Raw genomic sequence first — 20858 nt, 5'->3', positions numbered from 1 at the left:
TAATGGTTATTGCTTATTGCGCAATCAGCTTAGACAATGTTACCGATAACAGTTACCCGTAACAGTTTTAATATTCCCAAAATAATTCGAGTTGCATCGCGGCGGCAAGAGAAGGAGTTCCGATGAACTTAGTAAACTAAGTGATTCGGACGAGTGAACGCAGCCAACAAAGAGGTAGCTTGAAGAATGAAGGGTATAACAGTCGGAGCTACGCTATGAGCACTACCAACCATGACCACCATATCTACGTCCTGATGGGCGTTTCTGGCAGCGGTAAATCTGCTGTTGCAAGTGAAGTAGCACATCAACTCAAAGCCGCGTTCCTTGACGGTGACTTCCTGCATCCTCGCTGCAATATCATGAAAATGGCATCCGGTGAGCCGCTCAACGATGAAGACCGCAAACCATGGCTGCAAGCGTTAAATGACGCGGCTTTCGCCATGCAACGCACCAATAAAGTCTCCCTGATTGTTTGCTCCGCACTGAAAAAGGTTTATCGCGACCAATTGCGCGACGGTAACCCAAATCTCTCTTTCATCTACATGAAAGGGGATTTTGAAGTCATTGAAAACCGTCTGAAAGCACGTAAAGGTCACTTCTTCAAAACTCAGATGTTGGTCACTCAGTTTGAAACGCTGGAAGAACCAAAAGCTGACGAACCTGATGTTCTGGTGGTGGATATTGACCAAACGCTGGAAGGCGTGGTGGCCAGCACTATTGATGTGATTAATGAAGGCAGTGCGCAGTGAGTACATTAACACTTGTTTTAACAGCAGTAGGTTCGGTTTTACTGCTGCTGTTTTTAGTGATGAAGGCTCGTATGCATGCCTTCGTCGCTTTGATGGTGGTTTCAATTGGTGCAGGGATATTTTCCGGGATGCCGCTCGATAAAATCGCGGCAACCATGGAAAAAGGCATGGGTGGCACCCTTGGATTTCTGGCCATCGTCGTCGCACTCGGTGCGATGTTTGGCAAGATCCTTCATGAAACAGGTGCCGTAGACCAGATAGCCGTCAAAATGCTGAAGGCTTTTGGCAAGAGTCGCGCACATTACGCGATTGGCCTCGCGGGTTTGATTTGTGCGCTACCGTTGTTCTTCGAAGTTGCCATTGTTCTGCTGATTAGCGTGGCGTTTTCTATGGCCCGTCATACCGGAACAAACCTGGTCAAATTAGTTATTCCTCTGTTCGCAGGTGTCGCCGCTGCCGCAGCATTTCTGCTGCCAGGGCCTGCGCCAATGCTGCTCGCCTCCCAGATGCACGCCGACTTTGGCTGGATGATTCTGCTGGGCCTGTGCGCCGCCATTCCAAGTATGATTATCGCCGGGCCGTTGTTTGGTAACTTCATCAGTAAATACGTCGAACTGCATATTCCTGACGACATCACCGAACCGCATCTGGGCGAAGGCAAACTGCCATCGTTCGGCTTCAGCCTGTCGCTTATTCTGCTGCCGCTGGTGCTGGTTGGCATGAAAACCATTGCTGCACGTTTCGTCGAACAGGGTTCCACGCTGTACGAATGGCTTGAGTTTATTGGTCATCCGTTCACCGCGATTCTGGTGGCGTGTCTGGTGGCTATTTATGGCCTGGCATATCGTCAGGGAATGGCGAAAGAAAAGGTCATGGAAATCTGCGGCCACGCGCTGCAACCGGCTGGCATTATCTTGCTGGTTATCGGTGCGGGCGGGGTGTTTAAACAAGTGCTGGTGGATTCTGGCGTTGGCCCTGCACTGGGCGAAGCACTGACGGGTTTAGGTTTGCCCATTGCTTTAACCTGTTTTGTGCTGGCTGCTGCGGTTCGCATTATTCAGGGTTCAGCGACGGTTGCTTGCCTGACCGCCGTTGGTCTTGTGATGCCGGTTATTGAGCAGCTGAACTATAACGGCGCACAAATGGCTGCTTTGTCGATTTGTATCGCGGGTGGTTCTATTGTTGTGAGCCACGTTAACGACGCTGGTTTCTGGTTGTTTGGTAAATTCACTGGTGCAACCGAAGGGCAAACCCTGAAGACCTGGACCATGATGGAAACCATCCTCGGCACCACGGGTGCGGTTGTTGGAATGATTGCGTTCTCGCTGCTATCTTAAGCATTCGAGGTGGATATCGCTAACGCTAATCCACCCAACAACAGTTTTCCGTAGGTCGGATTAGCGCAGCGACATCCGACATTTACTGGGCGGGCACATCACCGCCCAGCAAAATATCTCTATGACATCAAAGGCAAAATCTGCTGATAAATCTGGCTAAACACTTTACGGCGAGTTTTGTAACGCTCATGGCGTGCCATATCTGGCTTGTGTTGCTGCTCAAACGGTAACTGCCCAAGCATTGATTGCAAAGGTTTATCTGGTGACATGGCGATTTGAGCCAGACGCGCCGCACCCAACGCTGGGCCTACATCACCTCCCGTACGGTAATCCAGCGTTTGCCCACTAATATCTGCCAGCATTTGCCGCCAGTACGGGCTACGCGCACCGCCTCCGATTAGCGTCACGCTTTGTGGTGTCACTCCACAGGAATGCACCACGTCCATACCTTCAGCCAGCGCATAACCCACCCCCTCAAGCACTGCACGAGCCAACTCTGCCGGGCCATGTTGATGTGTCAGGCCAAAGAAAACCCCTTTTGCCTGAGGATTGTTATGCGGAGTACGCTCGCCGGAAAGATACGGCAGGAACCACACATCGCCTGCTTCCTCATTCGCTTTTTCAGCAGCTGCCAGTAATGCTGGAACGGTATCTAACCCGGTGAGTTTTGCAGCCCAGTCAAGGCAGGATGCGGCGCTTAGCATCACGGACATCAAGTGCCAGCGGTTTGGCAGCGCGTGGCAGAAACTGTGTACGGCGCTTTCAGGCTTACTGCGAAAGCCATCGCTAACGGCAAAGTAAACGCCAGATGTGCCCAGCGACAACATTGTCTGGCCGACATCCATCATGCCTACGCCAACAGCCCCTGCGGCGTTATCCCCACCGCCTGCAACAACTGGCACGGCGGACATATTCCAGGCTTTTGCCACGTCTTCTTTCAGCTTGCCGGTGATTTCACTGCCTTCGAATAATTCAGGCATTTGCTGGCGGCTCAGCTGGCAGGCGTCGAGCATTTTGTCGTTCCAGTCGCGCTTCGCGACATCCAACCACATGGTGCCTGCCGCATCGGACATATCGCTGGCGAACACACCGGTCATGCGCAAACGCAGGTAATCTTTCGGTAACAGGACTTTATCTATTTGCGCGAAAACCTCAGGCTCATGGCGTTGAACCCATAGCAGCTTCGGCGCAGTAAAACCTGGCATCATCAGGTTGCCGGTAATCTTGCGAGATTCTGGTACGGCGGCTTCCAGCAGCGCACATTCTTCACCGCAGCGGCCATCGTTCCACAAAATCGCCGGGCGTAAAACGTTCTGCTGTTTATCAAGCAGGGTTGCGCCATGCATTTGCCCGGCAATCCCCAGCGCTTTCACGCCCTGAAGAGAATGCTGCTCGCCAAGTGCTTTCATTGCTCTGTCTGTCGCTTGCCACCAGTGCTCTGGATCTTGCTCAGACCACAACGGGTGGGGGCGTGAAACAGTCAGTGTTTCAGTGCGTGATGCCAACACCTCGCCTTGCTCGTCCAGCAAAATCGCTTTAACACCCGATGTTCCGAGATCGATTCCTATGTACATACCGACTCCTACTTATATGCCCTTCATACTTCAAGTTTCAGGGGTGAGATCCTTTGCCGCGTTACTCGGCAGAGCCTCGCCCCGTTGGGGCCAGCGCAAGCACTGTTCAAAATGCTGAAGCCTTTTGTCCTGCAATTCGAATTATTTAGGGCATTCGCTACAGGTTGCACTTCATGACTACGGCTTAAATTTATTTATCAAAAAGATAATGATTCACCAGGTTTTCCAGTAACTCCTGATGCCCGCTTTGATGCTGCGGTGCCAGGTTATGCTGCTCAGCGTACTGTGCAATCTGCGCAAGAGACATTTGTCCTTTCAGAATTTGCTGGCCCAGTTCACCATTCCAACCGGCATAACGCTTCGCAACGCGTTTATCCAGTTCACCGTCTTCAATCATACGAGCCGCAATTTTCAGCGATAGTGCCATCACATCCATGGCCCCAATATGACCATAGAACAGATCGTATTTATCGGTGCTTTGGCGGCGCACTTTGGCATCAAAGTTCAGGCCGCCCGTGGTGAAACCACCTGCTTTCAGGATTTCGTACATCACTAATGAGTTTTCTTCCACGCTATTTGGGAACTGGTCGGTATCCCAGCCCAATTGCGGGTCGCCACGGTTGGCATCAACTGAACCAAAGATGCCCAGGGCAATAGCACTGGCGATTTCGTGATGGAACGAGTGACCCGCAAGTGTTGCGTGGTTTGCTTCGATATTTACTTTGATCTCTTTTTCCAGACCAAATTGTTTCAGGAAACCATAAACCGTGGCGACATCGTAATCGTACTGATGCTTCGTTGGTTCTTGTGGTTTTGGTTCGATAAGCAACGTGCCACGGAAACCAATTTTGTGTTTGTGCTCAACGACCATTTGCAAGAAGCGGCCAATTTGCTCGCGTTCTTGACGCAAATCGGTATTGAGCAGGGATTCGTAGCCTTCACGACCACCCCAAAGCACATAGTTTTCACCGCCCAGTTTGTGAGTGGCGTTCATCGCGGTCACCACTTGCGTGGCGGCCCAGGAAAACACTTCCGGATCCGGGTTGGTTGCCGCACCCGCACCAAAGCGTGGATTGGTGAAGCAGTTAGCGGTACCCCACAGCAATTTCACACCGCTTTCTTGCTGCTTTTGCGCCAGCACGTCGGTCATTTGTGCGAAGTTGTTCAGATACTCTTTCAGTGACGTGCCTTCTGGCGATACGTCCACATCATGGAAGCAGTAATACGGCACATTCAGTTTGTGGAAGAATTCAAACGCCACATCCGCTTTCAGTTTTGCCAGGCCTAATGCATCGCCTGCTTGTTGCCATGGACGTTCAAAGGAACCGGCACCAAACATGTCGGCACCGTTCCAGCAGAAGTTATGCCAGTAACAGGCGGCAAAACGCAGGTGCTCTTCCATGCGTTTACCCAGAACAATTTCGTCCGGATTGTAGTGGCGGAAGGCCAGAGGGTTAGTGGATTTAGTACCTTCAAAACGTACACGTTCAAGTTGGTCGAAATAGGCTTGCATAATTGACTCCGTAATCATAATCAAGAGGGGGGCGGCAAGTAAGAGATTCTGTAACTATCCTGTATTTTCCTCCGACGTTGCTCAATTACGTTATTTCACACTACGATTAAGAGAATGCTCAAACGTGCGCCATCTCGCAAAAAATGATGAAAATAAACCAAAAAACAACTCGAGCATTATTCCAGTAAATATCGCAATGAAATGGATTTATAAATTAAAGTACGATCGCCATCATAAATTAACAATTAAACAAAAAAACGTAATGAGAAGATAAAAATCTGTAATTGCTGGATTGCCATTCACAGACAACAATTGCCCGGTCGACAGATGTTAATAATATTTAATCCGATTTATTTCACCCTACAGGTATAACAAAATGAAGATTAAGAACCTTTTACTAACGTTGTGTGCCTCGCTCGTCCTTACCAGCATCAGCGGTATCGCTAAAGAAGTTAAAATCGGTATGGCAATCGATGATTTACGTCTTGAACGCTGGCAGAAAGACCGCGATATTTTTGTTAAAAAAGCCGAATCGTTGGGCGCGAAAGTCTTTGTACAATCCGCTAATGGCAACGAAGAAACGCAAATGTCACAAATCGAAAACATGATTAACCGTGGCGTAGATGTGTTGGTCATTATCCCTTACAACGGCCAGGTATTAAGTAATGTGATTGCCGAAGCAAAAAGAGAAGGGATAAAAGTATTAGCTTATGATCGCATGATTAATAATGCCGACATTGACTATTACATCTCTTTCGATAATGAAAAAGTCGGCGAATTGCAGGCGCAAAGTATTGTTAATAAAGTGCCTTCTGGTAATTATTTTTTAATGGGTGGCTCGCCTGTTGATAATAATGCAAAACTGTTCCGCGCCGGGCAGATGAAAGTATTAAAACCTTATATTGATAGTGGAAAAATAAAGGTTGTCGGCGACCAATGGGCTGATGGTTGGCTGCCTGAGAATGCATTGAAAATTATGGAAAATGCCCTCACCGCTAATAACAACAAAATTGATGCAGTGGTGGCATCAAATGATGCCACTGCGGGTGGTGCAATACAGGCGTTAAGTGCGCAGGGTCTGGCTGGCAAAGTGGCGATTTCCGGGCAGGATGCTGATCTTGCCGGGGTGAAGCGCATTATTGCCGGTACGCAAACCATGACCGTATATAAGCCCATCACCAAATTGGCAAATACCGCCGCTGAAATTGCCGTGGAATTAGGAGAAGGCAAACAACCTGCATCTGATGCTGTATTGAACAATGGCATTAAAGATGTTCCCTCGCGTCTACTGACACCTATCGAAGTCGATAAAGCCAATATCGACAGCACCGTTGTGGCAGACGGTTTCCACAAGAAGAACGAGCTATAACCCACTCCGCCCGTGTTTTTTGCGCGGGCGATACCTTTAAAGCAGGTAAGGAGGGGTCATGCCTTGTTTACTGGAAATGAAAAATATCACCAAAGCTTTCGGCGTTGTGAAAGCAGTGGATAACGTCAGCCTGGCGGTGGATGCCGGTGAAGTGATGTCCCTTTGTGGTGAAAACGGCTCTGGTAAATCCACGCTGATGAAAGTGCTGTGCGGTATCTATCCCTACGGCAGTTACGAAGGTGACATATGGTTCGCCGGTGAAAAACTTCAGGCGAGCCATATCCGCGATACCGAACGCAAAGGTATTGCGATTATTCACCAGGAGCTGGCTCTGGTTAAACACTTAACAGTACTCGAGAATATTTTCCTCGGTGCTGAGCTTTCACAATATGGCGTGCTGGATTACGACAGCATGACGCTGCGCTGCCAAAAATTGCTGGCGCAGGTGAGCCTGAATATTTCCCCGGATACGCGCGTCGGTTCGCTGGGACTTGGGCAGCAGCAATTGGTCGAAATTGCCAAAGCGCTTAATAAACAAGTGCGCTTACTCATTCTGGATGAGCCTACGGCATCACTAACTGAGCAAGAAACTGGGGTGCTACTAGCAATTATTCGTGATCTACAGGCTCATGGTATTGCCTGTATTTACATCTCCCACAAACTCAATGAAGTGAAAGCTATTTCCGACACCATTTGCGTTATCCGCGATGGGCAGCCGATTGGTACACGGGATGCGGCATTGATGCGTGAAGAAGACATCATCACCATGATGGTGGGGCGCGAGCTTACGGCGCTTTATCCTAATGAACCGCATCAGACTGGTGAAGAAGTGCTGCGCGTTGAGCACCTCACTGCCTGGCACCCGGTCAATCGGCATATCAAGCGAGTCAATGACATTTCGTTTTCACTGCATAAAGGTGAAATTCTTGGGATAGCAGGCTTGGTCGGCGCAGGGCGTACCGAAGCTGTGCAGTGTCTGTTTGGCGTCTGGCCGGGCAAGTCTGAAGGTCGTATTTTCATTGATAATCAACCGGTCACTATCGGCAATTGCCAGCAGGCGATAGCTCACGGCATTGCGATGGTGCCAGAAGATCGCAAAAAAGATGGCATCGTGCCGGTCATGGCTGTTGGGCAAAACATCACACTTGCCGCATTAAGCCAGTTTTCTGGCGCGTTAACTCACCTGGATGACGCTGCCGAACAAAACTGCATTCTGCAATCGATTGGGCGACTGAAAGTTAAAACGTCATCACCAGAATTGGCAATCGGTCGCCTGAGCGGTGGCAACCAGCAAAAAGCCATTCTTGCGCGTTGCCTGCTTCTCAATCCACGCATTTTGATTCTCGACGAACCCACGCGTGGCATTGATATCGGCGCGAAATACGAAATCTACAAACTTATTAATCAGCTGGTTCAGCAAGGTATTGCGGTCATTGTTATCTCATCGGAATTGCCGGAAGTGCTCGGTCTGAGTGACAGAGTGCTGGTGATGCATGAGGGGCGAATCAAAGCCAATCTGATTAATAATAACCTGACCCAGGAGCAGGTTCTGGAAGCTGCACTGAGGAGCGAAAAGCATGTCGAAAAGTAATCCGTCTGAAATGAAACTCACGGCACCTACGGCATCACCTTTTGCCGGACTGCGGGCACTTAATCTCCAGGTTTTTGTCATGATCGCGGCGATTGTGGTGATTATGCTGTTCTTTACCTGGACCACCGAAGGCGCTTATCTCAGTGCCAGAAATATCTCCAATTTGTTACGCCAAACCGCGATCACCGGGATTCTGGCGGTCGGCATGGTGTTCGTCATCATTTCGGCAGAAATCGATCTGTCTGTTGGCTCGATGATGGGTCTGCTGGGCGGAGTGGCCGCCATTTTTGATGTCTGGCTGGGCTGGCCTTTACCGCTCACGATTGCCGTAACGCTGGTTCTTGGCCTCGTTTTAGGTGCGTGGAACGGTTGGTGGGTGGCGTATCGCAAAGTGCCGTCATTTATCGTGACGCTTGCCGGGATGCTGGCGTTTCGCGGTGTGCTGATTGGCATTACTAATGGCACCACCGTGTCGCCAACCAGTGCGGCGATGTCGCAAATCGGGCAAAGTTACCTGCCAGATGGTATTGGCTTTGGTATTGGCACTTTAGGGCTGGTGATTTTTGTTGCCTGGCAATGGCGGATGCGCACTCGACGCCAGGCTCTGGGGCTGGAAACACCCGCCTCCACAGGTGTCGTAGGGCGACAAGCCATCACAGCAGTTATCGTGTTGGGGGCTATCTGGCTACTCAATGATTACCGTGGCGTACCTACACCTGTGCTGATCCTCACGTTATTACTGCTAGCGGCAATGTTTATGGCGACTCGCACAGCGTTTGGCAGACGTATTTACGCGATTGGCGGCAATATCGAGGCGGCGCGGCTATCGGGTATAAATGTAGAGCGCACCAAGCTTGCGGTGTTTGCCATAAACGGTTTGATGGTGGCGATTGCCGGGTTAATTCTCAGCTCGCGATTGGGGGCTGGCTCTCCGTCTGCCGGGAACATTGCTGAACTGGATGCCATTGCAGCATGTGTCATTGGCGGTACGAGTCTTGCTGGCGGTGTGGGAAGCGTTGCTGGGGCGGTGATGGGGGCATTTATCATGGCTTCGCTGGATAACGGCATGAGCATGATGGATGTCCCTACGTTTTGGCAATACATCGTAAAAGGTGCCATTTTATTGCTGGCTGTGTGGATGGATTCAGCAACAAAACGCAAAGCGTAAGTGTGCAAATGTTCACAATGCCGGGGCGATGTTTCCCGGCATTGTTGCAATTGTGGTATTGAGTTTAATGTTTTGTTATCAGGGAATAAAAGCATGTTTGAGAAACGTCATCGCATTACGTTGTTATTCAATGCCAACAAAGCCTACGACCGCCAGGTAGTGGAGGGAGTTGGAGAATACTTGCAGGCGTCTCAATCTGAGTGGGACATTTTTATTGAAGAAGATTTTCGTGCCCGCATAGACAATATCAAAGAGTGGCTAGGCGACGGTGTGATTGCCGATTTTGATGATACTGAAATCCAGCGTTTATTAGATGGGGCGGATGTTCCGATTGTTGGTGTAGGAGGGTCCTACCATTTGCCAGAACACTATCCACCCGTACATTACATAGCTACCGACAACCATGCCCTGGTGGAAAGTGCATTTTTGCATCTAAAAGAGAAGGGCGTTCAACGTTTCGCCTTCTATGGTTTGCCGAACTCCAGTGGCAAGCGTTGGGCAATGGAGCGTGAGTACGCTTTTAACCAACTTGTGGCAAAAGAAAAATACCGGGGTGTGGTTTATCAGGGTATAGAAACGGCCCCCGAGAATTGGCAGCATGCGCAAAACCGCCTGGCGGATTGGGTGCAAACACTCCCTCCGCAAACGGGGATTATTGCCGTGACGGATGCACGTGCACGTCACCTGCTGCAAGTTTGCGAACATCTGCATATCCCTGTGCCGGAGAAACTCTGTGTGATTGGGATAGATAACGAAGAACTAACGCGTTACCTATCGCGCGTGGCGCTCTCATCGGTTGCGCAGGGGACAAGGCAGATGGGCTACCAGGCCGCAAAGTTGTTGCATCGTTTGATGGACAATGAACCACTTGCTTTACAACGCATTCTGGTGCCGCCGGTGCGTGTGGTTGAACGCCGTTCAACGGATTACCGTTCTTTGCATGATCCCGCAGTGATTCAGGCAATGCACTACATCCGAAACCATGCCTGTAAAGGTATCAAAGTTGAGCAAGTTTTGGATGCGGTAGGGATCTCGCGTTCGAATCTCGAGAAGCGGTTTAAAGAAGAAGTTGGTGAGACGATTCATACAATAATTCACACCGAAAAGTTAGAAAAAGCGCGCAGTTTGCTGGTGTCTACGTCTTTGTCTATCAATGAAATATCGCAAATGTGCGGTTACCCATCACTGCAATATTTCTATTCGGTATTTAAAAAAGAGTATGACTCAACGCCGAAAGATCATCGTGAAAGGCATAGTGAAATATTGGTTTAGTGAATGAGTTAAGCAAAAAAAACGCCTTCGAATTGAAGGCGTGAATTATTACTTATTATTAACATTCTATTTTTTTAATTAGTTCGGTGCCATAAACCGCTGATTGGTTTGGTACATCGCAAATAGGTAATTGTTATAGCTACTACCTTTTGTAGAATACCCTTTCAGCTTATGAATCATATTGCTGGCAGTCACTTCCTGGTCCGCTTTACGCAATTGCGCACGTGATTTACGGAAGGAATTATAGGCCGGGTGCGTATTCAAATTTGTTACGTAAGCGTTAACGCCTTCTTTAACTGAATCGTAATGCAAATAGCCTTTAACTTTACCTGGTTCGCTGTTGCAATGGCGCTTGCTGCACTTCATACCAAACAAGTTGTTATTGCTACGGGCAAGTTTAGACGTACCCCAGCCGCTTTCAGCTGCAGCCATCGTTGCCACCATGTTGGTAGGAATGATGTCGACTTTTTCCATCAGCGTATTCCACGGCACACGCTTAGTATTACCATTCCACGCAATTTTGTAGCGCTGGGTAATTCCTTTCAAGCGAGTACGCTCTGATGGTGACCAGCGTTTTTCATACTGCTTAGAAACCAACCAGTTACGGTCTGCAGTAATCGCTGCATTTTGACTAGTAATATATGGCATGACCGTCCGGAGAAACGCTTTTTTTCTAGGTGTTCCGGAAGGGTATTTTCGCAAGTCAGGGAGCGATGCAATTTCACTATTGCGAGAATACTCTTTTTTACTACTTACCAATTTCTTACTGTGTGTCGTTGTGCTTTTGGTCTTAACTATGTGGGCTTTATGCGATTTTGGCTCATGTTTACTTGCTAATACCCCAGTTGAAAAACTGAAGGTGAGTAACATAAGTATCGCAGCCCCAAATCGTCGGAAATGGGTTGATATCATTAGATCTCCTGGTCGGATCGTTACGTTTCCAGTGCCTTATTTATAAAAGGTTTCGAATAAAGTAAACGCGGATACTAACAAATTTAGACCTTCTGAGCACCAAAATAAATAATCCGATTCTTAATTGATGTCACGTACGATCTTCTTATGACGGTAAAAAGTATCGTAATATGCGATGGTTATCCCATATTTGAGCAAACTGATAACCCCGTCACTCACCCTATTATCTCATCCCCAACTATCCATTTTGAGGATGAATTCAGTTAATTAAAACAGTGCCAAACTGAATAAAAGATAAACACGGGCTTAACCCTATGAAAAAATTACCTCTGCTATTTCTCCTGTTCCCTGGACTGGTACAAGCCGCCTGGACAGCTCCCGGTTTACCTGCGTTTAAAGAGCAAAATCCAGGGCTATTTGTGAGCGAAGGTAAGCTTGCGAAAGGCATATTACCGCTCAGTCTTAAATCAGATCAGTCATGCTGGCAACCTGCGGAATCAATCAAACTTAACCAGGCGCTGTCGCTTAAACCTTGCGAAGGGGAAGCACCCGTCTGGCGTTTATTTCGTGAAGGAGAGTATCGGGTTCAAATTGATACGCGCAGTGGCACTCCTACGCTCATCCTGAGCGTCAATAGCGAGGCACAAGCCGCTCCTGTTGATGTCACCCGTCAGTGCCCGAAATGGGATGGTAAACCGTTGACCATTGATGTCAGTAAAACCTTCGCAGAGGGCAGCGAAGTGCGTGATTTCTACAGTGGTGCCACCGCCACGGTGAAACAAGGCCAGGTTATGCTGATGCCTGCGGCAAATAGCAACGGCCTGTTGCTTCTGGAATCAGCCTCTACCAAACAGACCGCTCCGTTTAGCTGGCACAACGCGACGGTCTATTTTGTGCTGACTGACCGCTTTGAGAATGGGAATCCGAAAAACGATAACAGCTATGGCCGCCATAAAGATGGAATGCAAGAGATCGGCACGTTCCACGGTGGTGACCTGGCTGGACTAACCCAAAAACTCGATTATCTACAGCAACTGGGTGTGAACGCATTGTGGATAAGCTCGCCTCTCGAGCAAATTCACGGTTGGGTTGGTGGCGGCACAAAAGGGGATTTCCCACACTACGCCTACCATGGTTACTACACCATGGACTGGACAAAACTCGATGCCAATATGGGGACTGAGGACGAACTACGTACGCTGGTAGACGAAGCCCATAAACGCGGCATTCGAATTTTGTTCGACATCGTGATGAACCATACAGGTTATGCAACGCTTGCCGATATGCAGGAGTACGATTTTGGTGCGCTGTATCTTAAAGATGACGAGCTGACTAAAACCCTCGGCAAGCACTGGACAGACTGGAAACCAGGCCCTGGCCAGAGCTGGCACTCCTTTAATGATTACATCAACTTTGGTGATAAAACGGCCTGGCAAAACTGGTGGGGGAAAAACTGGATTCGCACCGATATTGGCAATTACGACTCCCCTGGATTTGACGACCTCACCATGTCGTTGGCCTTCCTGCCTGATTTAAAAACGGAATCCACACAACCGGCGGGCTTGCCGATCTTTTATCGCAATAAACCCGATACCAAAGCAAAAGAAATGGCGGGTGCTACGGTGCGAGATTATCTGACGCATTGGCTCAGCCAATGGGTGCGTGATTACGGCATCGACGGATTCCGGGTGGATACGGCAAAGCATGTCGAAAAAGCCGGCTGGCAGCAGCTTAAAGAGCAATCTGTTACTGCACTGGCCGAATGGAAAAAAGCTAATCCAGATAAAAAGCTGGATGATGCGCCGTTCTGGATGACGGGTGAGTCCTGGGGCCACGGCGTGATGCGGAGCGATTACTACAACAGCGGCTTTGACGCGATGATCAATTTTGATTATCAGGAACAAGCGGCAAAAGCGGTGGATTGCCTGGCAAACATCGATCTCACCTGGCAGCAGATGGCGACTAAGTTGCAGGATTTCAATGTGCTTAGCTACCTTTCCTCGCATGATACTCGCCTGTTCCGCGAAGGCGGTCAGCGTGCGGCCGAATTGCTGTTGCTGGCACCTGGAGCGGTGCAGATTTTCTATGGTGATGAGACTGAGCGCCCATTTGGCCCGACAGGTTCCGACCCGCTTCAGGGAACTCGTTCTGATATGAACTGGGGGCAAAATGTTGCCACTCTGTCGCACTGGCAGAAAATCAGCCAGTTCCGAGCCCGCCACCCGGCAATTGGCGCGGGCATGCAGAACACACTGAGCATGAAGCAAGGGTACGGCTTTAGCCGTGAATCTGCAGGCGACAAAGTAATGGTCGTTTGGGCGGGGAATCAATAACGAATGGCGCTTCGCTTACCCGCTCTACAAATGCACTTGTAGGCCGCAAAGCGAAGCGCAGTACTTAATGCTTTTTATCTTATCTAAAGCAGCATATTCCATGACTGCAACTATCCTTAATGCGTTTGCACCATGTCTTCTCCGGCGCTATGGTTAGCCTCTTTTTGATAGTCAAAGACAGATCTACGCTATGACGTTTTCACTTTTCGGCGACAAATTTACCCGCCATGCAGGCATTACACGCCTGATGGAGGACCTCAACGACGGCCTACGCACACCTGGAGCTATCATGCTCGGTGGCGGTAATCCTGCCCAAATTCCTGCGATGAACGACTACTTCCAGGATCTACTGGCAGACATGCTGGCAAACGGGAAAATGACCGATGCACTATGCAATTACGACGGTCCGCAGGGGAAAAGTGAGTTACTTGGCGCGCTTGCAGAAATGCTGCGTACAGAATTAGGTTGGGATATTGCTCCACAGAATATTGCACTGACTAATGGTAGCCAAAGCGCATTTTTCTACTTGTTTAATCTGTTCGCGGGTCGTTATGCGGATGGCAGCACTAAAAAAGTCCTGTTCCCGCTCGCTCCGGAGTACATCGGTTATGCCGATTCAGGCCTTGAAGAAGACCTGTTTGTCTCTACGCGCCCAAATATCGAGCTGCTGCCAGAAGGCCAGTTTAAATATCACGTCGATTTTGAACACCTGCACATTGGCCCGGATACCGGCATGATTTGCGTGTCGCGCCCAACCAACCCGACGGGCAACGTCATTACCGATGAAGAGCTGATTAAACTCGACGCTCTGGCGCACCAGCACGGTATTCCACTGGTGATTGATAACGCATATGGCGTACCGTTCCCGGGCATTATTTTCACCGAGGCACGCCCGTTGTGGAATCCGAACATTATCCTTTGCATGAGTCTGTCGAAGCTCGGCTTGCCGGGTAGCCGCTGTGGCATCATCATCGCCAATGAAAAAATCATTTCCGCTATCACCAATATGAACGGCATTATCAGCCTGGCTCCTGGCGGGGTTGGCCCGGCAATGGCCACTGAAATGATTAAGCGTAACGACTTGCTGCGCTTGTCTGAAACAGTGATCAAACCGTTCTATTACCAGCGTGTTCAGGACACGATCGCGGTTATTCGCCGCTATTTATCGCCAGAACGCTGCCTGATCCACAAGCCAGAAGGGGCGATTTTCCTTTGGTTGTGGTTTAAAGACCTGCCGATTTCGACCGAGCTGCTTTATCAGCGCCTGAAAAAGCGCGGTGTATTGATGGTGCCGGGGGATTACTTCTTCCCAGGACTTGATAAGCCGTGGCCGCACACGCATCAGTGCATGCGCATGAACTATGTGCCGGAGCCGGAGAAAATAGAAGCGGGTGTGAAGATTCTTGCTGAAGAGATTGAACGCGCGTGGGCTGAAGCGAAGTAAATTCTAATAACCTTCTCCCTGGAAAGGGAGAAGGTTTGCCTGATTAGCGAACCACCAACGAATCGTACCCCTTCCAACGGTAGTTCAGCATCGACACAATCCAGCAGCCAATAAACAGCCCAACCACAATAAAGCCCGCATTGCCGAGGTTTTCATTTAGCGCATCGACCCACTTCCACATACCGGAGTGCAGGTTGAATTTATCCGCTAACAACCCTAACGCTTCCATGCCACCAATAAACAGCGCCACGACAACCGATGTGCCCGTAATCGTCATGTTGTAATAGAGCTTGCGCTGCGGCTTGTTAAACGCCCAGCCATAAGCGCCAACCATAATCATATTGTCGAGCGTATCAATCAGCGCCATGCCGCTGGCAAACAGCGCTGGGAACACCAGAATCGACCATATCGACATCCCGCTGGATGCGCTGGCGGCAGAAATGCCCAATACGCCAATTTCTGTTGCGGTATCAAAACCCAGACCAAACAAAAAACCGACCAGATACATATGCCAGCTTTTGCTAATCAGCTTAAACGTGGAGCGGAATAGCCAGCTCATCATGCCGCCGCCGTTAAAATCGGTGTTTTCGGCAGACAGCGACTCGCCACGTTTTAACTGACGGAAATTGCGCCATACGCCGCGTAAAATCACCAGATTGACCAGCGCCATTGCCAGCAAGAAACACGCCGATACGGCAGTGCCAATCACGCCGCCCACATCATGGAACCAGTCCATATCATTTTGAAATGCTGCCGCGGTTGCGGCAATCGCGATAGACGCCAGCACCACAATGCTGGAATGGCCGAGTGAGAACCAGGCGCCGATACCAAACGGGCGTTTCCCTTGCTGCATCATCTTGCGCGTCACGTTATCAATTGCCGCGATATGGTCGGCGTCCACCGCATGGCGCAAACCGTAGCACCAGGCCAGTAGACTGGCGGCCATCAGCGCGGTGCTGTGGTGAAACGAAACCAGCGCCCAGGCCCAGGCGGCAAGATTGGCTGCGACTAAAACCACCAACAAAACAGCGGCACGCGGATTATCACGAAGAACACGCAATAACATCATTTTATCCTTGTGGGGGAAGGGTGATACGGGCGGCGGCAACAAGCGCCTGGCCCAATGCAAGGGCACCGTCACCGGCAGGCAACTGTGTCGGGAAGAGCAGGTTGAAATCTGCTAGGTGATACGAAAATCTTTCGCGCATCAGGCGGTTATGCAGCACGCCGCCGCTGAAGACGAGAGTCTTTATGGCGAGCCTTTGCGCATGGCTGCGGGCTAAATCAGCAAAACCTTTTGCCAGGGCGTCATGAAATGCCCAGGCACGAGCGGACGCGCAATCATGCCAGCTCAACCACTGCTGCCAGAATGTCGCCATGTCGAGCTGGCCTGCGATAACCGGCAGCGTAACGGGGTGGAGGCACCCGCGACTTTGTGACGCCAGTGCTTCGAAGCGGCAGGCGGCTTCCCCTTCATAGCTTTGCTGTAAGGGCGTGCAGTGCAGCGCCGCTGCGGCGGCATCGAAAAGGCGGCCCGTGGAGGAGGCGACTGGCGCATTAATGCCACGTTCAATGGCAGTGGCCAGCAATGGCCAGTTTTGTGCGCGAATGACGGCCGTTTCCGGGTGGCGTTGCCAGCCATGTACAAACGCCAGGCAATGGGCGAGCAGGTTACGCCATGGCTGGCGAGCGGCGAGGTCACCACCAGGCAGCGCCACTGCAGGCAAGCCCCCGAGATGTTCACAGTCGCGATAGTTAACCCGCAGGCATTCGCCGCCCCACAGCTGGTCGTTCTCGCCATAACCAATGCCATCAAGAGTTAGGGCAATCACATCGCCAGCATCCTGTGGCCAGTTGTGTTCAGCCATACACGCCACCGCGTGAGCGTGATGATGTAAAACGGTGCTCACTGGCAAACCCATTTCTTTCCCGATGCGGGAGCTGTGGTAGCCGGGATGCGCATCTATCGCGACGTATTGCGCTTTAAAATCATAAGTCTCACACATTAACGTGCGCGCTTTTTGCCACTGCTGTTCCACGCCTTCTTCAGCGAGATCGCCCAGATGCTGGCTCAGCACCGCCTGGTTGCCGCGCAGCAAGCAGAAGGTGTTTTTCAGGTCAGAGCCTAACGCCAGAATTGGCGGCAGTGCGTCAAAACCTGGGGGTAACGGAAGTGCATCTGGCACAAAACCTCTGGCACGACGCAGCATCTCACCGTTTGCCCGTACCACGGAATCATCCATGCGCTGGACGATATCGCGGTTGTGCAGCAACCAGCCGTCGGCAATCTCAGCCAACTCTTCAACCGCCTGCTGATTGGTTATGGCGGGCGGTTTGCCGTTTAAATTGCCGGATGTCATCACCAGCGGGCCGCCAAAATCCTGCATCAAAAGGTGTTGTAGCGGGTTGGCGGGTAACATCACGCCAACTTCGCTTAGGCCCGGGGCGATAAACGTGCTTAACCCGTGCAAAGCAGATTTCGCCATTAGCACAATCGGTGCCGCTGGCGTGTTGAGCTGTGCCGTTACCTCTGCGGGCAACCGGTGCGAATCGGGCAGCATGACAGCCAGCGGTTTAGAAGGGCGATGTTTGCGGGCGCGTAAGCGCGAAACGGCGGCATCGTTGCTTGCATCAACCGCCAGGTGGAACCCACCCAGCCCTTTAATCGCGACGATTTTCCCGTCTTTTAACGCTGCAATGGCTGCTTGTAACGCCTCTTCGCGCGCAAGTTTTTGCTCGCCACATTGCCAGCTAATTTGCGGCCCGCACTCAGGGCAGGCGACAGGCTGGGCATGGAAGCGGCGGTCCATTGGGTCGCGGTACTCTTTTTCGCACGCCGGGCAGAGCGGGAACGCAGCCATCACCGTGTTTGGGCGGTCATAGGGCATGGCATTAATTATCGTAAAGCGCGGGCCACAGTGGGTGCAGTTGATAAACGGATAACGGTAGCGACGATCGTGCGGGTCATTCAGCTCGCGCAGGCAATCCGGACAGGTTGCGGCATCCGGAACGATTTGCGTGTCCATCGAGCTGCTCGCGCTGTGGCGAATGGTGAAATCATGGGGGCGTGTTTCCCACAGCATTGTCGATTGTTCAATGCTATCGATACGCGCCAGTGGCGGGCATTTGGCGTGAAGCTGGGTGATAAACGCATCGGCGGGGGAAGTCAGGCGCACCAACACACCGGCGCCGTCATTGCAGACATCGCCTGTGAGTTTGAGAAGTTGTGCCAGTTGCCAGACGAATGGCCTGAAGCCAACGCCCTGTACTTTGCCGCGAATGCGTAGCATCACGCCGTTAAAATTCACTATTGGTACTCGTATGGGGAAATTTTTTCGGATGTCGCTTACGCTAATCCGACCTACAAAACCCGTAGGAGGGATTAGCGCAGCGTCATCCACCGTTTTAAGCTTCTACTGCCTGGCGCAAACGCGCTTTCATATCGCTATACGTCGTCTGAGCGTAGTTTTCTGCCCACTGCTGGTCGGCAATTTGGCTGACGTTGACCGCGCAATACTTGGTTTCCGGTGTTTTGGATATCGGGTCAAGGTTGTCCTGAGTCAGCTCATTACAAGCCCCAATCCACCACTGGTAAGTCATGTACACCGAGCCCACGTTAATGCGCTCGTTCACTTCGGCACGGCTGATAACTTTGCCGCGACGCGAACTGACCCACACCAGTTGCTTGTCTTTAATCCCAAGCAGGTTGGCATCTGTCGGGTTCATCTGCACAAAACCAGGTTCATCGGCCAGAGTCTGCAATGCAGCACAGTTCCCGGTCATTGAACGGCAGGAGTAGTGGCCGACTTCACGCACGGTGCACAGCACCAGTGGATATTCGGCATCCGGTACTTCGGCTGGCGCACGCCACTGCGCAGCAAACAGCTGGCCTTTGCCGGTTGGGGTGTCGAACTTGCTGTCTTTGTAGAGATACGGCGTACCCGGGTGATCAAGTGTCGGACACGGCCACTGTACATGGCCCATATCGCCCATTTTCTCGTAGGTTACGCCATAGAAAAGCGGGCAGAGTTCACGCAGTTCGTCCCAGATTTGCTGGTTGTTGTCGTAGTGCATTGGGTAGCCCATCTCGGTGGCGAGCAGGCTGATAATTTCCCAGTCACGTTTGACGTTGTACTTCGCATCAATGGCTTTTTCAAAACGCTGGAAACCGCGGTCAGCACAAGTAAACACGCCGCCGTGTTCGCCCCAGGAAGTGGCTGGCAAAATAACGTCGGCCACTTCAGCGGTTTTGGTCATAAAGATGTCCTGCACGACGACAAAATCGAGCGCTTCAAAACCTTTGCGTACCAGGCCAAGATCGGCTTCGGTCTGCAACGGGTCTTCGCCCATGATGTAGTAGGCTTTCATCTCGCCATGGATAGCCATATGCGGTACTTCGGTGATACGCACGCCAACCTGGTCGTCCATATCTTCAACGTTGATGCCCCAGGCTTTGGCGAATTTCGCACGTACTTCTGGGTCAACCACATCCTGGTAACCCGGGAACTGGTTTGGTAGCACGCCCATGTCACACGCGCCCTGCACGTTGTTCTGGCCACGAACCGGGCCAACGCCGACGTTTTCACGCCCGAGGTTTCCAGTCAGCAGCGCAAGGCTTGAAAGCCCTTTCACTACGTCAACCGCCTGGCCGAACTGTGTCACGCCCATACCCCACATAATGGTGGCTGAAGGTGCGGCGGCAAAAGTACGCATTGCCTGACGCACCTGGTGCGCCGGAACACCGGTCAGGTGCTCAACGTCTTCTGGCGCGTAGCCTTTAACCACTTCACGGTAAGCGTCCAGACCTTCGGCAAATTTCGCAACGTACTCGGTGTCGTAGAGATTCTCTTCGAGCAGCACGTAACCAAAGGCATTCACCAGCGCCATATTGCAGCCGTTTTTCAGTTGCAGATGCTGATCGGCAATACGCGCGGTTTCGATCCGGCGCGGATCGCAAACAATGATTTTCGCGCCATGTTCTTTGGCTTTAATCACACGACGCGCCACGATCGGGTGCGAATCGGCGCAGTTATAGCCGAACACCAACAGGCATTTTGAGTTTTCGATATCGCCGATGGAGTTACTCATCGCGCCATTACCCAGCGTCACCTGCAAACCTGCGACCGACGGCCCGTGGCAAACACGCGCACAGCAGTCAACGTTGTTGGTATGCAGCACACCGCGTGCAAACTTCTGCATCACATAGTTGGTTTCGTTACCTGTCCCACGTGACGAGCCTGTCGTCATAATTGAGCGTGGGCCATGCTGCTCTTTGATAGCTTTCAGGCGTTTAGCCGTGTAGCTAATCGCCTCTTCCCAGCTCACCGGCTGAAGCTTGCCGCCTTTTTCATAGCGGATCATTGGCTGCGTCAGACGCGGTGTTAGCAGCTTGGTATCGTTGAGAAAATCCCAGCCGTAATAGCCTTTCAGGCAGAGTTCATTTTGGTTAGTCACGCCATCAGCCGCTTCGGCACGGATAATTTTGTTCTTCTCAACAACCAGTTTCAGTTTGCAGCCTGCACCACAGTAAGGGCAGACGCTGGTAATTTTTTTCATCAGTAACAGACCTGTTAAAAGTTGAAAATTTCGTTCCCGT

At 51.0% G+C, this 20858-nt stretch carries 14 protein-coding genes; 8 read left to right on the top strand and 6 right to left on the bottom strand.

The genetic code is table 11. The annotated features are described in order from the left end of the window. Positions 1-215 precede the first annotated feature (215 nt). Positions 216-749 carry a gluconokinase gene (gene gntK / locus M977_RS10205; protein ID WP_064514608.1) on the top strand — a complete coding sequence of 178 codons (534 nt, stop codon included), beginning with the start codon at positions 216-218 and terminating at the stop codon, positions 747-749. Further along, positions 746-2086: a gluconate transporter gene (gene gntU / locus M977_RS10200; protein WP_064514606.1), complete on the top strand. Its 1341-nt coding sequence runs from the start codon at positions 746-748 to the stop codon at positions 2084-2086. Before gntK ends, gntU begins: the two co-directional genes overlap by 4 nt. Positions 2087-2205: 119 nt before the next feature. Here the strand turns inward: gntU and xylB are convergent, their stop codons facing one another. Continuing rightward, positions 2206-3660 (bottom strand): xylulokinase, encoded by a 1455-nt coding sequence (gene xylB, locus M977_RS10195; RefSeq protein ID WP_064514604.1) that lies wholly within the window; start codon positions 3658-3660, stop codon positions 2206-2208. A 190-nt stretch (positions 3661-3850) separates the two neighbouring features. Next, positions 3851-5173 (bottom strand): xylose isomerase, encoded by a 1323-nt coding sequence (gene xylA / locus M977_RS10190; RefSeq protein WP_064514603.1) that lies wholly within the window; start codon positions 5171-5173, stop codon positions 3851-3853. Positions 5174-5549: 376 nt separating this feature from the next. Here xylA and xylF point away from each other — a divergent pair, with 376 nt between their 5' ends. The 4 genes from xylF to xylR all read left to right on the top strand — a co-directional run bounded on the left by xylF (position 5550) and on the right by xylR (position 10573). Next, a complete protein-coding gene (gene xylF, locus M977_RS10185; protein ID WP_064514601.1) occupies positions 5550-6542 on the top strand; it encodes a D-xylose ABC transporter substrate-binding protein in 993 nt (330 codons plus the stop codon). 58 nt (positions 6543-6600) lie between these two features. Continuing rightward, entirely contained in the window at positions 6601-8133 is a 1533-nt protein-coding gene (locus tag M977_RS10180) for a xylose ABC transporter ATP-binding protein (RefSeq protein WP_064514599.1), read from the top strand. Beyond that, positions 8120-9301 carry a xylose ABC transporter permease XylH gene (gene xylH / locus M977_RS10175; protein WP_064514597.1) on the top strand — a complete coding sequence of 394 codons (1182 nt, stop codon included), beginning with the start codon at positions 8120-8122 and terminating at the stop codon, positions 9299-9301. The genes M977_RS10180 and xylH overlap by 14 nt, the downstream gene beginning before the upstream one ends. 93 nt (positions 9302-9394) lie before the next feature. Next, a complete protein-coding gene (gene xylR / locus M977_RS10170) occupies positions 9395-10573 on the top strand; it encodes a D-xylose utilization transcriptional activator XylR (RefSeq protein WP_064514595.1) in 1179 nt (392 codons plus the stop codon). A 78-nt stretch (positions 10574-10651) separates the two neighbouring features. Here xylR and M977_RS10165 read toward each other — a convergent pair whose 3' ends face one another. Then, on the bottom strand, positions 10652-11485 hold the full coding sequence (locus M977_RS10165) for a protein bax (protein ID WP_034460478.1): 834 nt from the start codon (positions 11483-11485) through the stop codon (positions 10652-10654). Between the two features lie 314 nt (positions 11486-11799). Here M977_RS10165 and M977_RS10160 point away from each other — a divergent pair, with 314 nt between their 5' ends. Both M977_RS10160 and avtA read left to right on the top strand, forming a co-directional pair. Next, positions 11800-13818, top strand: a complete 2019-nt coding sequence (locus tag M977_RS10160; RefSeq protein ID WP_064514593.1) for an alpha-amylase — start codon at positions 11800-11802, stop codon at positions 13816-13818. 190 nt (positions 13819-14008) lie between these two features. Then, on the top strand, positions 14009-15262 hold the full coding sequence (avtA, locus tag M977_RS10155; protein WP_064514591.1) for a valine--pyruvate transaminase: 1254 nt from the start codon (positions 14009-14011) through the stop codon (positions 15260-15262). 43 nt (positions 15263-15305) lie between these two features. On the opposite strand, the gene M977_RS10150 is transcribed toward avtA, so the two are convergent. The 3 genes from M977_RS10150 to fdhF all read right to left on the bottom strand — a co-directional run bounded on the left by M977_RS10150 (position 15306) and on the right by fdhF (position 20818). After that, entirely contained in the window at positions 15306-16328 is a 1023-nt protein-coding gene (locus tag M977_RS10150; protein WP_064514916.1) for a HoxN/HupN/NixA family nickel/cobalt transporter, read from the bottom strand. Between the two features lie 4 nt (positions 16329-16332). Beyond that, positions 16333-18552 (bottom strand): carbamoyltransferase HypF, encoded by a 2220-nt coding sequence (hypF, locus tag M977_RS10145; protein ID WP_064514589.1) that lies wholly within the window; start codon positions 18550-18552, stop codon positions 16333-16335. Between the two features lie 115 nt (positions 18553-18667). Continuing rightward, the gene (gene fdhF / locus M977_RS10140) at positions 18668-20818 is read right to left on the bottom strand and encodes a formate dehydrogenase subunit alpha (RefSeq protein WP_064514586.1); all 2151 of its coding nucleotides are present in this window, start codon (positions 20816-20818) and stop codon (positions 18668-18670) included. Between the last annotated feature and the right edge of the window lie 40 nt (positions 20819-20858).

The sequence above is a fragment of the Buttiauxella gaviniae ATCC 51604 genome, assembly GCF_001654835.1.
In the GTDB taxonomy this organism is placed as follows: domain Bacteria; phylum Pseudomonadota; class Gammaproteobacteria; order Enterobacterales; family Enterobacteriaceae; genus Buttiauxella; species Buttiauxella gaviniae.
This window is presented reverse-complemented; position numbering and strand designations above follow the sequence as displayed.